We start from the raw sequence: 14634 nt of genomic DNA, 5'->3' as shown, positions 1-14634 counted from the left end.
AAAGAATTTAGCCGATACTTCCTGATACTCTATTGTAAATGTTTTCTAGTTTAAAAGGTCGGCTATTGCCTAATCTCATGTGTTTGACTACATCGTATTCCTTAAAACCATTGCTGTACAAAAAATCCCTGGCGACTAAATTATCTTTAGGGAAATTCAGTTTTTCATTTGACCTTAAATGTAGCTTCAAGAGTTCAAGGCCGGCAGATGGGTGATTTGCAACAATTAATCCATCACCCAGGGCAGGCAGATAGAAACCTTCAATTTTATGATGATTTAGGTATACAAATCCATTTTCAAGAGCGCCTTCCAAATGCATCATACGCTCCTCTCCTGTCGCTATTTTGTCAATCCTTGCAATCTCTTCTTTAAAACCCTGTTGGTACGGGATGATATGATCTGAAACTGGCAGTTCTTCAGCAAAGATGATGTCTTTAAAAACCAGGTACTCTGTATCCGTTATAAAATCCAGCTTTTCATATACTGGAGCGCCTAGTTTAGTGGCGATTAAATAAATAGTCTCACAGTTTTGCTGTCTTGCAATGTCAATTAGGGATTGTGTCACCAATCTCCCAATTCCCTTACCTCGCTGGTCAGGATGAACAATCACATGCCCCAGCCAGGCGACATCATTGTGAACAATTGTGGCACCTAATCCCACAATTTTATCATCTATCACTACTTTGATTGGAAAACAAAAGGAAGAAGCTATATAAAAACCATAACTCGCTTCCACACCCGTCCAGCCTTCAGGCTCTAACGCTGCTATTAAATGTAAATCCTCGTATGCTAAGGCTAGTATTTGCATTGGTATTTATGGTTTTAGGTCAGGCTTCATTGTGAAAAGTAAAATAGCCTAGAGCAAATATAATTAAACCATTCACACCAGCTTAAATCTTTGAGCATCTACTTTTTTGCTAACCATACCTGGAATTCTAATATAGCAGCTGTGCAGTTTCGATCATCGACTGTGCGTTACCGAACAGTTTAAAACCCTAAATGCGATTTAAAGGTTGATTATTGCCTATTTTGGGCTTTGGCATATCATTGGCAATGAGAAGAGAAAAACCGTATTATGTTTAGGATCAATTTAAAAATCGCTTTGCGCAACTTCTGGAAAAACAAGAGTTACACCTTGATCAATATCCTTGGTCTTTCCATTGGAATGGCAAGCTGTATCCTGATTTTTATATTTATCCGTTTCCAACTGAGTTTTGATGAAGGTTTTAAAAATGAGGACCGCATCTATCGTGTGGTGACCGATTGGAAATACAATTCTTTCGACGATTATTCTTCAGGCGTCCCTATCCCTGTTACTGCTGCTGCCAGAAATGAAATTTCGGGGATTGAGAAGATAGGTGCAATTGCGAAAGGAGGAAATGTAATTCGTATTAATGATAAAGAAGGCAAGGAGGTGATTAAAAGCCGCGAAGATCTGTACTATGCGGAGCCAGAGTTTTTTGAAATTCTTCAGATAGATTGGTTGTATGGTAAACCTTCAGAGGCCTTAAAGGAGCCTAATACTGTCGCTCTATCCCAAGCGAACGCTTTAAAATATTTTGGCAGCATTGAAAATGCTATTGGTAAAAGCATCACCATTGGTACTAAAACAGAACTAAAGGTAACAGGTGTATTTCAGGATATGCCCCAAAACAGCAGTTTCCCATTAAAAATAGTGGTCAGCTACAAAAGCTTCCCGGAAAGAAATAGCACTTGCTGGGATTGTACCTCCTCCAGTTTCAGCAGTTATGTATTGCTGAAAGAAGGGCTAAAAAATTCAGACCTAAGGGAGACTTTGGCAAAGTTTAACAAGATACATTACAGCGATAAAAAGATCGCTGGGAATCAGACGAACAGATTGCAACCTTTAAAGGATATTCATTTTTCTGAACTATATGATAATTTCGCCAATTCAACGGTTAGCAAGCAACAGATTTATGGCCTTGCCATCATTGGGCTATTTTTAATCTGCACCGCCTGCATCAATTTTATCAATTTAAATACAGCTCAGGCAGTGAACAGGTCTAAAGAAGTTGGTGTGCGTAAAGTAATGGGCGGCAAACGTAAACAGCTGGTCGTTCAATTCTTAACAGAAACTTTTACTTTAGTAGTGATTGCTTTGTTATTTGCCTGCATACTTACTGAGCTGGCCATTCCTTTAATGGAAAACCTTTTCAGAAATCAAATCACCTTCAGCCTGTTTGGGCATCCGATTATTTTTGTATTCATGGCCTTGCTGGTGGCATTTGTCAGCATTTTAGCTGGTTTTTATCCGGCATTAATTATATCGGGTTTCAATCCTGCCTTAGCCATAAAGAATAAAGTTTCACTCAACAACAACGGCTTAAGCTTACGTAAAATTTTGGTGGTGGTACAGTTTGCCATTACTGTAGTGCTGATTATCGGCACTTTAGTGATTGTTCGTCAAATGAAGTATTTGCAGCAAAAACCATTGGGATTTACCTCAAATGCGATAGCTATGGTGGGCATGCCAGGGGATAGTACCAGTAAAAGCAGACATGATCTGTTCAAAGATAAGGTCCTGAAAATCCCTGGTGTGCAGCTGCTGAGTTATTGCAAGGTACCCCCATTATCTCAGGATGTAAGCTCAAGTGACTTCTCCTTTAATGGTTTAAAAAACAACGACTTCGAAGTTAGATTATGTAATGCGGATGCAGATTATTTTAAGCTGTTCGACTTAAAAATTATTGCCGGCAAGATCTTTACGAAAAGCGATACGACAAATGGTTATGTGGTCAATGAAACTTTTCTTAAAAAAGTAGGCATTACCGACCCTCAAACGGCAATTGGCAAAATGATTAAAGTCTCAAATGCCAGTACTCCAATTGTGGGTGTGGTGAAAGATTATAATGATAAATCATTAAAAGAGAACATTTCCGGTCTTGCTATTTCTTCAGATAAAGACCAATATTGGCAGGCTGCCATCAAGCTGGATGGCGCAAATATGGTTTCTGTGATGCAGCAAATTGAAGCCCTATGGAATGAGACCTTTCCTCAAAGTGTGTATGGTGCTGGCTTTGTGGATGAGCGGATCAACAGTTATTATGAGAGTGAAGCGATCATGGGCATATTATTTAAGGTTTTTGCAGCCGTAATTATCTTTATTTCTTTCATTGGGTTATTCGGTTTGATCTCTTTTGTGGCTGCTCAAAGAACAAAAGAGGTGGCCATTAGAAAAGTATTGGGTGCTTCAACTTTCGAATTGGTTAAGATGCTCAACGGATCATTTTTAGTCATGGTCTTTCTAGCCAACCTTGTGGCCTGGCCATTGGCTTATTTATTTGTTTCCAAATGGCTGTCTACCTTTGCGTATCGGATAGAATTGAGCGTATGGCCTTTTGTGTTGGCGATGTGTATTTCTATGCTCATCACCTTGATCACTGTAAGTATCAGGTCTTATAAAGCTGCAACGGCGAATACCATTGATGCGCTTAAATATGAATAAGGAAATATCATCCTATTTGCCATAAAAACCTTATAAGCTATTCGTTTCTGCGATCAGGTCCAATAGGATTTCAGTTGTGGAGGCCTGAGAAAAAGAGGGTAAAGAGTTCCCTGTCCACACACTTACGAAATCAATATTCTTTGCTTTTTTAGCTTGTTTCCTGAGTTCAGCAGTGAGTTTATTCTGATACGGATAGGGAAGAACATATTCAGAATTATCCAATGCTTTAATAAAGGCATTGGATAATCCTCTTGCATAACGTCCAGAAAAGCTGTTTGTCAGCACCACCTGATCTTCCCTGGCACTCCTCAAACTCCTTTTCTCAAAATCAAGCAAGGCACTTTCTTTGGAGCAGAGCAACAGGCTTCCAACTTGAAAACCAGCTGCGCCCAGCATATTAGAGGCCAATAAGGTTTGGCCGTTATAAATTCCACCGGCATAAATAATAGGCTTTTTTACTGCATGATCAACTTGCGGCAGTAAGGAGAACCCTCCTATTCTTGGGATATGCTCCGCATCAAAGCTTCCCCTATGACCACCTGCTTCAAGCCCTTGTACACAGATCACATCAATCCCAGATTGTTCCAGTATTAAGGCTTCTCGAACTGAGGTACAGGTTCCGACCAGCAGGGTCTTATTTTGTTTGAACTTTTGAATACTTTCGGCGTCGAGGTTCCCGAATGTAAAGCTGAGAATTTCGCAGTTTTCCGAGATCAGTGCATCGACCTGATCTTTGTAGCTGGTTAGTTTAAAACTTTCTATAGCTGGCAGTTCGACATCCAGACCATGTTCTGAAGCGAGTTTTTCACAATACAAACGTGCTTTATCATATTGCTTTTTGAGGGCTTCAGTAAGCGGCGGAATGTCATTGAGAAAAATATTAACCGCAAAAGCTTTACTGGTCAGCTTTCTTGTTTCCTGACTAAGTTCGATACAACGCTCGGCTGCTAAGTCCGCAAGCGGCAATGATCCCAATCCACCCATTTTTGCGGCAGCGGCTACCATTTCTGGTGTTCCTACACCAAACATTGGCGCTTGAATAATAGGATATGTAATGTCTAGTATATCCGTAATTTCGTTTTTCCAATTCATATCAATACCTGCTAATAAACCTCTAATTGAAGGTAAAACTGTTTTTTATGCTAACTGTCAGCGGATATTCAAAAAGCTGTAAAAGAACAGTATCGCTAGCCCAATACTTCGTCTATCATCCCGAATTCTTTTGCTTCTGCTGCGGTCATCCAGTAATCACGAGCTGCGATTTCATTGATTTTATCATATTGCTGACCGCTATGTTTGGCAATGATATGATAGAGTTCATTTTGAACTTTGAGCACTTCTTTTATACTGATGTCCATATCCATTGCTGTACCTTGTGCGCCGCCAGAAGCCTGATGAATCATCACTCTGGAGTGTTGCAATGCGGAACGTTTGCCATTCGCCCCCGCACAGAGCAATACTGAACCCATGGACAATGCGACTCCGGTACAGATGGTAGCCACATCCGGCGATATAAACTGCATGGTATCGTAAATTCCAAGACCGGCATAGACTGCCCCACCGGGAGAATTAACATACAACTGTATGTCTCTATTTGGGTCTGCCGACTGTAAAAAGAGTAATTGTGCTTGAATCACATTAGCATTCCTATCGTCCACAGGCTCCCCTAAAAAGATGATCCTATCCATCATCAATCTGGAAAACACATCCATCTGTGCCACATTCAACTGTCGCTCTTCAGTGATGTAAGGTGTCATAGCCATCGAACCAATATTAGACGATGTCCGATTGATATAACGATCTACATACAAACTATTAATGCGATGGTGTTTAACGGCATAATTGCGAAATTCGTTCTTTTTCATATTCCAGGTGTTTATTATTTTTTGGACATAGCTTGTCCTACCCGCTTTACAGCGCGCTTATTGTTGTTTTTAAGAAATTATGGTGAGGCTATTTAGCGAATAGTTTCATGATCCTTTGTCGGAAAGAATGATGTTCCGGAGCTGTAAACAGCTTTTCATGCACCTGTTCTATTTCTTTCCTCAGCTGCTGTCTTCCGTATTGCTGAACCAGATGATAGGTTTTCTCTTGCCAGAAAACACTTTCCCTTAACCCTGGCTGTAATATCATGCGGGCTTCATGCAGGGTGCGATCTGTTCCCTTTCTGTCTGATAAAAGATAATCTTCGATCAGGACGAGCTCATTCCATGATGTCTTCATAACTCAATGATTTTTCTTTTACAGTTTCTTTTATTTTCTCCAGGCATTTAAACTTCTGAACAGTTGCAGACCTTGATCCTGAAAACCCAAATCGATCTGCAAGCGTTTCCATGTTTAACTTTTCATAATAAAAAGCACTGAGCAATAGCATACATTTCTCCCCGGCTGTATGAAGCAAATGGATCAATCTGGTCGAAGATACCTCTTCATAGACCTCATCAATATGATCCAGTTCATGATGGAAGTCAAGAGGGAATTGCTTACTGGTTACTTTGTATCGTTTATTCCAAAGGTATTTTGCAATGCCAAAAAGATAGGCCTTTTCCGTCGACTGCAATGTTTTTCGGGTATACTGAACTTTTTCATAATAAATGATCAGGGCATCCTGAAAAATATCTCTGGCTTCCTCGAATGAGCCTCCCATTTTCCTTACATGACTGGCTACAAGAGGAAAAGCATCTTGATACAGCGACATGAGCAGGGCTTCAGGACCGTTTGGTATTTTCTCTTTATCAAGTTTTGGAACCATAACTACTATGTTTTAATGGTATGTACTTAATTAACTCCAAATATCACCTAAATCCGGCAATTATTTTTTAGGCGGAGTTTACGATGGCTATGGCATCAGGTTAGCATCAGTTAATTTCGGATCATTTTCGCAGTTATCAAATTTTTATTTAGCTTATCTTAGTAGTATTTCCATAGCTTTGACTTGCCAAACCATTTAATCCAGGCCCTATGAATACACTTCGCATCACCGCAATTTCAATACTGTTGTCCTGTCTGATCTACTCCTGTTCTACCTCCAGAAATTTCTCTGCTGAAGGGAAAAGAAAAGGCAGTAAAATCACCACGGTTAACCCGACGATAAATAACCCAACCAGGTCTATAATTAATGCCAGTGGTGATGGGCTAACGCCTGGAATCAGCCAGACAAGAGCTGCTGGTTCAAAGGTTGCGGCGAACAACATCGCCAGTGATGCAATTGGGAGAGCGAATATGATCGCTAAGGGAAAACAGCTATCTTTGGAAGCATTGACCGACGCAGAGTTGATCAGCAGGATAGTCGCAGCTCAGCAAATGGAAATCAGTGCAAGTAATAGAGCGGTACGTACCCTAACAAAAGACAAGATTAAGGACTATGCTGGCATGGTATCTGCCGAGCTTAGCGCAATTCAAAAGGACTTGAAAAAGTTAAGTTCGCAGAAAAACATCGTACTGGAAAAGGATGTATTATGGGGAGGCACGCCTAAAACAGATCTAGGTTTTGTGACCATGATGCTGGAAAGCAACCGCAACCTCATTTCCCTTTATAACAGAGGAAGTAATGCTGATGACGCGGAATTGAAGGAATTTACGCTGAAACAATTGCCAATATTAAAAAAACACCTGGAAGTTGCTTTGGAACTGAGTCAGGAAATAAAATAATTACCCATAAGAATGGCGCTGCCCTAAATAGCAGCGCCATTCTTACAAATGTCTGGACTGGTACATTCTCGTCATCAAACTAACTACGGCTAAAGTCACATTTATACCCAATATGATCAGCATAAAAAGCGGTATATTTTGATGAGGCAGACTTCCCAGATAATCTGTCACCGGAATCTTATTTAATACAGCATAGGTCAGCAGGAAGAAAAACACTTCAAACAGCTTTTTACCCCCGGTTAATATGCCTAGCGCTACAGCGCACAACACAATAAATACTGCTCCATTAATGATATTAACTACCCCATAGCTATTACCGGCTAAAGCACAGCGAATGATGACTGGCAAACACAATCCGATGGCTAAGCTGACACCAGCTAAAACCTGTGCGGGCAGCATGCGTTGTAAAGGTTTGTAAGCTGCGTAGGCAAAATAATGAACGCGATTGCTCTTCTCTTTCGTTGCCAGTTCCGACCAGCGGGTAACCTGTAAAAACAAAAGTATAGGCAGGAGGTAGCTATAGGCGATGTGCAATGGCGCAAAACATAATGCGACCCATAACCCAGCATTCAACAGCCATAGCCATTTCTTTCCCTGCCTGATCAGTAATAAGAATTCAGTTTTCACAAAAGGATAGATCCCATAATTAAAGTTAATTGCTGGCAGGTTTGCCCGATTTAGTCCAATAGGTCTGTTCAAGGTCTTAGCTGATGCTCCGGTGCTGAATACTTCTTTTGTTTTCTTTTTAGTGTGAACTGATTGTTTAAAATCAAAGCGATGAAAAAACAGGGAGGAGAAATATATCAATACAAAGCCAAAAGCAATCCAGAGCAATCGACTTCCTATAAACAGGGCTGACCAATTCAGGCCTTCCCAGGTAAAGAGTTTATAGCTTTTCTGGCTATTAAAGATAAAACCAAAGGATACTTTTGTGATGTGCTCATTAAAATGAGTATTGATATGCTGGGTCACACTTTTGATCAGAAGGCTGAGACCGAATGGGTCAAAAACTCCATCAGTTTCGGCTCCTGACTTACTATTGATAAAGCCCATACAGATCCCGCATAGTGAAAAATAGACGATAAACTGCAGGACACTGCGCTTGCCTAAAAACACCTCCCCGGTTACCGCAAGGGCAGCGACAACAAACAATGCGGGTACTGCAAAAAACAGGTAAGGATAGACGAAATTGCCTAAAATAAAAGGATAGCCAGTTCCGCGAATAAAAAACACCACAATACTAACGCAAAAAGTAATTCCAGCAATCGTCAGTAGCACCAGATAATTGCTCAGCTGTTTGCTCATCAGGTATTTAAAGTTACTGATAGGCGTTGAGGCAATGATGAGGCCAACTTCGGTATCAATATCTTTTTTGATGCCGCTATTGACCAGTAGAAAACCAAAATAAGCCAACATGATGGTCGTCATAATGCCGGACACATAACCCACCCATGCTGAATTATACACCCCCTTATACCCTGAAGCATTTAAGGTCGTGTAGCTGGCATTCTGATCCGGAATAAATGAATAGGCTATAAACAGCGTGATGGCTAGTGTGATCAAAAAAGAATAACTACGGGTACGCTGCAGGTAATCCGCTTTGATGATGGGATACATATAAGACATACGCTTAGTTAGTTTGGGTTAAAATCAGATAAGCATCCTCTAAGGTCGCCGTTACCTGGGTAGACAATGGCGCTGCAGCCTGCCCTGTACTGATATAACGTGTTCTGACCTGATCCGCCTGACGCGCGGTATCAATTACTTTGTAATGGTGTTTAAAAGCGTTAAGGTCATTATTATCCAACAATACTTCAAATATTCTCCCCTCGGCTTGTTTAATGATGTCGTATTGCGAAGCATGTGTGATCAGTTTGCCTTCCTGCATAATCGCCACCTCATCAGCAATACTTTCAATATCGGATACAATATGAGAAGAAAGAATAATAATACTATCCTGGGCAAGATCGGCAATCAACTGACGAAAACGCACCCGTTCTTCAGGATCCAGACCCACTGTAGGCTCATCAAAAATCAATACTTTGGGGTCGTTGAGTAAGGCTTGTGCGATGCCGATGCGCTGTTTCATCCCTCCGGAATAAGTACCGATAGGTCTCTTGGCATCAGCAGTCAGGTTCACACTTTCTAATAGCAGGTCAATTCGCTGGCGAAGTCCTTTACCTCCCAGCCCTTTCATGGCTGCTATATATTCTAGAAACTCATAAGCATTGAGGTTGGGATACACCCCAAAATCCTGGGGCAAATAGCCTAGCACTTTGCGGATGGAGTTGGGATTTTGCACAATATCTATCCCCTCTAAAAGGAGACTTCCACTGGAAGGGATGCTAATGGTAGCAATCATCTTCATCAGTGTTGATTTACCAGCACCATTCGGGCCCAATAAGCCTAAAACTCCTTTATTTATCTGAAGAGATAGATTGGAAACTGCGGTCTTTTGTGCGTTATATTGTTTACTGAGGTTGGTTATCGAAAGTGCCATTTATAAGGTATATGGTTGTTTGACTTAACCTTAGTCTCTTAAGTTACAGAAAGGCAGAAAATATTTCCCTTAATTGGCATTATTTTGATAGCGTACTGACTACCCTAAAGCCCTGGTTACTAAAAGAGGCATGTGGATTATTCCTTCCGACATCCAGTGAATTGAAAAAACCACAGGCATAATTGCTGCACCACCAGGAGCCTCCCCTGGCATGACCAATCTTCCGGTTTTTGGGATCTGTTTTTAACGTTCCTTCACAAAATTCAAATACATTTCCGTAGATATCGTACAAGCCAAAGCCGTTGGGTTTAAAACTAGCCACAGGGGCAGTATACATATAGCCATCTGTGAAGTCTGCGCTGAGGTGGTCGCGTCCATGCCAGATGTTGGCATATTCTCTGATTTGCTGAGGATCTTCGCCCCAGAAATAAGTAGTTTTAGCGCCTGCACGTGAGGCGATTTCCCATTCATCCAGTGTTGGCAGTCTGACTTTTGCCCATTTGCAATAAGCTTCGGCATCTGCATAGCTGATCGTGGTTACCGGGTGGTTCATTTTATCTGCTATTCCCTCCCGACTGGTGCCATTTGGGAATCTCCAATAAGCAGTACTATCACTCAGCCAGCGGAATTCTGCAAGGCCGGGTGCAAAGACCATCGCATTTTTGAGACGCTCAGCATCCGTTTTATAATGTGTAGCCTTCACAAACTTATCAAACAAGCGGTTGGTCAGCTCTGTGGCGGCGATATCAAAACCAGGGCTGCTGACTTTCCTAAGCGGATTCAGCTGATGTTCTCGACTACCTAACCAATATTCTCCTTTCGGAATATGGACAAAACTGGTGTCTGACTGTGCTGATGCTGGTTGAACAAATAAGCTGATTGCACAAAACAGCAATACCCCAATCAAATTACTTTTTACGACCATTGTAGAAGGCTTCAGCCCTATTGATCACCAGGTCTTCATTGGCCTGATTAAAACTTATGAAACTCGTGTAAGTACTGTTGTTGCCATATAATTTGATAAAGGAAGCGGAAGTCATGAAAGGCTGATAGTCGTTTTTCTTCATGAGCTGGATCAGGACAGTCAGGATATCATGATCTTTACGGTCCGTTTTATAAGCCTTGATCAATACTGGGATCACTTCCCAACCATTGACATGCTCAATCGCCGTTTTATAGTTTAAGCCTACTTTTTTACTTCTATTGATCGATTCTGAAATGAGCGAAAGCACCGTATCCCGGTTGCTGATCATAAAATTCAGCTGTCTTTCACTCCAGTTTTGTTCCTCAAAAGGATCAGGCAAATTGCCGAAAATCTTCAGGTCTTCTTCTAAAATCGGTGTAGGGATATCGCAGTTTTGACTGGAGATTTCAGGGTGGATCATGTGATAAGTGAACTTTTCGGGAAGCGAAAGGCTTTGGTAAAGTTTCGGACTCAGCACATTAAAGTAAGTATCTCCATCGCCACCAGTTGATTTTATTCCGGCAATCATCGCCTTCACTTTGGCCAATCCATAAGGAGGCGTTGTATTTTTAAAACGGCTGGCATGATAGGCCTTACTGGCAGGACTGGCTGCTATCCATTGCTGGTTATCTTCCTGCGCAAAAACAGGAATTGAAGTCAGCATTCCTACTGCCAGAAAGAAAAATCGACTGTATTTTTTTAGGGTGATCGTCATAGTTTTAAACATAGGTTAACCAAAGCTAATACTTTATTTTATTAGAATTTGCATGCTCCATCTGCTTAAAGAATAAAAACAGACCTCCCCCTTTAATTGCTGCCACTAACCTTCGAATACAAAAGCATCTGGGATTTTATATCCATTAAGGTAAGGAATCACTATTTCTTTGACTTTTCTATTCTTATCCTCCAGACAGTTGAAGCGAGTGATTTTGAGGTCATACATTTCCCTGCCATTTGGGATGAACTTAAATTCATTTTCATCACATACTGTAGTTTTAAACTCATCACCCGCTCCCGAACCATAATCATGATGCGTATTTATAGTGGTGATTCTTCGAAGCGTGCCTTTGTTCAACCCAATCACATTCTCATGGTAATTCCCACCCATGTGCTCTTGTCCACCACTCAAAATAATACCTACAGTTTGATTGCCGATCAATTCCAGCCGCTGAAATTCGCCAGGATTGCCATACATTCCTCCTCCTCCGGCACCGAGCATAAAATCACAGAGCTGCCATCCGCTTTTTCCTTTCACAAAAGCGAACACATCACACCATCCGACAGAAACACCATAAAACGGCCCGCGGTTTTCTACCACCACAATCGCATGAAGTACATCATCTGCACTAAAAAAAACAATGTTACTAAACTCTCTTCCAACAGTATCAACTTCCATATCACCTTGCTTTTCGACGGTTACCGTATCATAAATTGACTTGGTTAATTGTTCTGCATCCGCCAGCGTAAAGTCCTGCACCGATGGTGTCCAATGGTAAACGGATTTGGGTACTTCAGGATTTACATACACGGTATCCTTTTTAAGGGGCTGAACGACCGCTTCTTTGAGAACGGCAGTGTCTTTCGGGAAATCGGTTTTGGAGCCTTCCCCCGCATGGTAAGAAATATAACAGAGGCTGATGATAGCGATCAGGGCAACAACACCTACAAAAATATAGAGCGGCTTTTTTTTCATAAGTTAATTTAATCGGGGCTTTCCGTAAAATTACCATCATTTATTCAAAACCGGGAACAAAAAAGAGATCATCCTCCTAAAAAACGACCAGCAATACAATATTTAACCATTGCCAGCGTATAATATACGAGAGCGTTAATTTAGATTAAGGGAAATTTCTTCGGATAATTTCCCTTTTCTTTACTACAGAATTACTGTTTTTAACTAATTTGCATTAAATACGCTCAATAATGCAAAAAAACGTCCTCAACGTCTCTAACAACTTTAGAAGGATGGCGATCAAATCGACGCTGTCTATATTATTCTTTGTCTGCTCTTACCTGGTTATGATTGTTTTCGGTCTGGCTTGGGTATTGCTTTGCGCCTTGATCGCCTATGCGCTGGGAATTTATGTTGGCGGATTTATCACTGCATTTCTTGGCCTTGGCTTAATGGGAATGGGCTTGTTTATCTTCTTTTTCCTCATTAAATTCATCTTTAGTCCGGCAATAAAAATAGACCGCAGTCAGTTTCTTGAAATCAACAAAGAACAGCAACCCGCACTATTTAAACTGATTCATGAAACCGTGGGCGAGGTAAAAACGAATTTCCCAAAGAAGGTTTACCTGACTGCCGACATTAATGCTTCGGTATTTTATGATGCCACTTTCTGGAGTATGTTTTTTCCGGTAAAAAAGAACCTCATGATTGGGATAGGCCTAATGAATTCCGTTTCTACCCTTGAGCTGAAAGCAATTTTAGCACATGAGTTTGGCCATTTTTCTCAGCGCAGTATGAAATTAGGAAGTTATGTATTTAATGTAAACAAAGTGATTTATAACCTGCTACATGAAAATGACAGTTATGCCTCCTGGCTAAATGGCTGGTCCAGTCTGAGTTCTTTCTTTCTCCTATTTTCAAAAGGGGCTGTGGTGATCATACAAGGTATACAAAACATACTGATGAAGACTTATAAGCCATTAAACCTAAACTACAGAGGATTATCCAGAGAAATGGAATTCCATGCGGATGCTGTTGCGGCAAGTGTGACAGGCTCAGTACCGCTGATCAGCGCTTTATTGAGAATAGAGTTTGCCGATCAGGCATTGGCTACACTGCTTGATTTTTACAGCAATAAAATCCCGAGCTCGAAAAAAACAAACAACATTTATCCTCAACATCTTTTCTTAATCCAACACCTGGCAAAAAACACTGAAATGCCGCTGATAGATGGACTTCCCTATTTATCCCTTGAAGATTATAAGAAATTCCAGGGCACTAAATTGGTATTAGAGGACCAATGGTCTTCACATCCCAGCACCCTGCAGCGAATAGAAAAATTGGCCGCATTAAATCAAGCGACAACAGGTGATGCATCAGGCATTTCCGTCCAGCTACTCAGCAATCTGGAGCAAATACAACAATTTTTATCTGCCCAGTATTTTGAGGGATTGAACTATGAAACTGTCCCTAAAAATCTGGAAATCGAAGATTTCACCGTACTTTACTTAGCACGTGATCAGGAGCATTCTTTCCCTAAACTGTATAAGGGTTATTTTAATATGCGTGATCCGTACAATCTTTTCGAAGAGGAAGTATTTGACCACCCGATCTCACAAGAGGCTGCAGACCTGGAACAAATCATTAATGATGAAATTATAGCGGAAATTAACAGCCTTAATATTGCTAATGCCGACAAAAATATCCTTACAGAAATTGCTAATGGTTACCTCGATATTAAAACTTTTGATTACGATGGCACAAAATATAACTCCGAAACCGCTGATATATTGATTCAATCCCTGGATGAAGAAATTGCCCGACTTGAGGAGTTATTGGCAAACAGGGATCGGAAAGTATTCCATTTCTTTTTAAATGAGGCAAAGAGTCTGGACAATTTAGCGGAGTTTAAAGCACATTATCTGAACTACAAAAAAGGCACTGTTAATATGCTGGTTCAACGCGAAGTTTACCTGCAATTATTGCAATCTTCCTATTTTATTCAGGCCCCAACTGCTTATGATCAGATCGGGCAAAATTTATCAGTGCTGAAAAGTTTAGAACTGCCTTTTAAAGAGCAAATAAAGCTTTTGTTAGCAGACGCTGTTTACCTGGAGCTGATGGAGTCTAAAGTCCGCAGCAGATTCAATGATTACCTCAATAGCAATGCGTCTTATTTCCAATATGATCATTATAATTACCCAGAAATCAATCTGCTGTATGATGTGATGGCCGATTATTCCGTGCTTGTATTTAACACCCATTTCAAGCTAAAAAAGTCATTACTTGAATTTCAGGCTGATATAAGATGTAGTGTAAATCAGGATTTATAACTGCAACTATCCTAAATCACTTGCTACTGATGCATGGCATAATATTAC

General features: G+C 40.8%; 13 protein-coding genes. 3 read left to right on the top strand and 10 right to left on the bottom strand.

The annotated features are described in order from the left end of the window. Positions 1-7 precede the first annotated feature (7 nt). Positions 8-808 (bottom strand): GNAT family N-acetyltransferase, encoded by an 801-nt coding sequence (locus tag AQ505_RS08605; protein WP_062547799.1) that lies wholly within the window; start codon positions 806-808, stop codon positions 8-10. Positions 809-1075: 267 nt separating this feature from the next. On the opposite strand from AQ505_RS08605, the gene AQ505_RS08600 reads away from it, so the two are divergent. Beyond that, positions 1076-3466, top strand: coding sequence for an ABC transporter permease (locus AQ505_RS08600; protein WP_062547798.1), 2391 nt, complete (start codon positions 1076-1078; stop codon positions 3464-3466). 30 nt (positions 3467-3496) lie between these two features. Here AQ505_RS08600 and AQ505_RS08595 read toward each other — a convergent pair whose 3' ends face one another. The 4 genes from AQ505_RS08595 to AQ505_RS08580 all read right to left on the bottom strand — a co-directional run bounded on the left by AQ505_RS08595 (position 3497) and on the right by AQ505_RS08580 (position 6218). Then, positions 3497-4558, bottom strand: coding sequence for an NAD(P)H-dependent flavin oxidoreductase (locus AQ505_RS08595; RefSeq protein WP_062547797.1), 1062 nt, complete (start codon positions 4556-4558; stop codon positions 3497-3499). Between the two features lie 95 nt (positions 4559-4653). Continuing rightward, on the bottom strand, positions 4654-5331 hold the full coding sequence (locus AQ505_RS08590; RefSeq protein WP_062547796.1) for an ATP-dependent Clp protease proteolytic subunit: 678 nt from the start codon (positions 5329-5331) through the stop codon (positions 4654-4656). Between the two features lie 88 nt (positions 5332-5419). Beyond that, complete coding sequence (locus tag AQ505_RS08585; protein WP_062547795.1) at positions 5420-5689, bottom strand: hypothetical protein; 270 nt, start codon at positions 5687-5689, stop codon at positions 5420-5422. Continuing rightward, complete coding sequence (locus AQ505_RS08580) at positions 5670-6218, bottom strand: RNA polymerase sigma factor (protein WP_062547794.1); 549 nt, start codon at positions 6216-6218, stop codon at positions 5670-5672. Before AQ505_RS08580 ends, AQ505_RS08585 begins: the two co-directional genes overlap by 20 nt. Before the next feature lie 209 nt (positions 6219-6427). Here AQ505_RS08580 and AQ505_RS08575 point away from each other — a divergent pair, with 209 nt between their 5' ends. Next, positions 6428-7117: a DUF4142 domain-containing protein gene (locus AQ505_RS08575; protein ID WP_062547793.1), complete on the top strand. Its 690-nt coding sequence runs from the start codon at positions 6428-6430 to the stop codon at positions 7115-7117. Between the two features lie 42 nt (positions 7118-7159). Here the strand turns inward: AQ505_RS08575 and AQ505_RS08570 are convergent, their stop codons facing one another. The 5 genes from AQ505_RS08570 to AQ505_RS08550 all read right to left on the bottom strand — a co-directional run bounded on the left by AQ505_RS08570 (position 7160) and on the right by AQ505_RS08550 (position 12274). Next, on the bottom strand, positions 7160-8743 hold the full coding sequence (locus AQ505_RS08570) for a hypothetical protein (RefSeq protein ID WP_157262263.1): 1584 nt from the start codon (positions 8741-8743) through the stop codon (positions 7160-7162). Positions 8744-8747: 4 nt separating this feature from the next. Beyond that, complete coding sequence (locus AQ505_RS08565) at positions 8748-9617, bottom strand: ABC transporter ATP-binding protein (protein ID WP_062547791.1); 870 nt, start codon at positions 9615-9617, stop codon at positions 8748-8750. 79 nt (positions 9618-9696) lie between these two features. Further along, entirely contained in the window at positions 9697-10542 is an 846-nt protein-coding gene (locus AQ505_RS08560) for an SUMF1/EgtB/PvdO family nonheme iron enzyme (RefSeq protein WP_062547790.1), read from the bottom strand. Next, positions 10526-11296, bottom strand: coding sequence for a hypothetical protein (locus AQ505_RS08555; RefSeq protein ID WP_062547789.1), 771 nt, complete (start codon positions 11294-11296; stop codon positions 10526-10528). Before AQ505_RS08555 ends, AQ505_RS08560 begins: the two co-directional genes overlap by 17 nt. 105 nt (positions 11297-11401) lie before the next feature. Beyond that, on the bottom strand, positions 11402-12274 hold the full coding sequence (locus AQ505_RS08550; protein WP_062547788.1) for a hypothetical protein: 873 nt from the start codon (positions 12272-12274) through the stop codon (positions 11402-11404). 230 nt (positions 12275-12504) lie between these two features. On the opposite strand from AQ505_RS08550, the gene AQ505_RS08545 reads away from it, so the two are divergent. Further along, the gene (locus AQ505_RS08545; RefSeq protein ID WP_082461467.1) at positions 12505-14586 is read left to right on the top strand and encodes a M48 family metalloprotease; all 2082 of its coding nucleotides are present in this window, start codon (positions 12505-12507) and stop codon (positions 14584-14586) included. Positions 14587-14634: the final 48 nt, after the last annotated feature.

The sequence above is a fragment of the Pedobacter sp. PACM 27299 genome, assembly GCF_001412655.1.
In the GTDB taxonomy this organism is placed as follows: Bacteria; Bacteroidota; Bacteroidia; order Sphingobacteriales; family Sphingobacteriaceae; genus Pedobacter.
The sequence above is the reverse complement of the archived record's forward strand: the minus strand, read 5'-3'. Positions and strand labels throughout refer to the sequence as shown.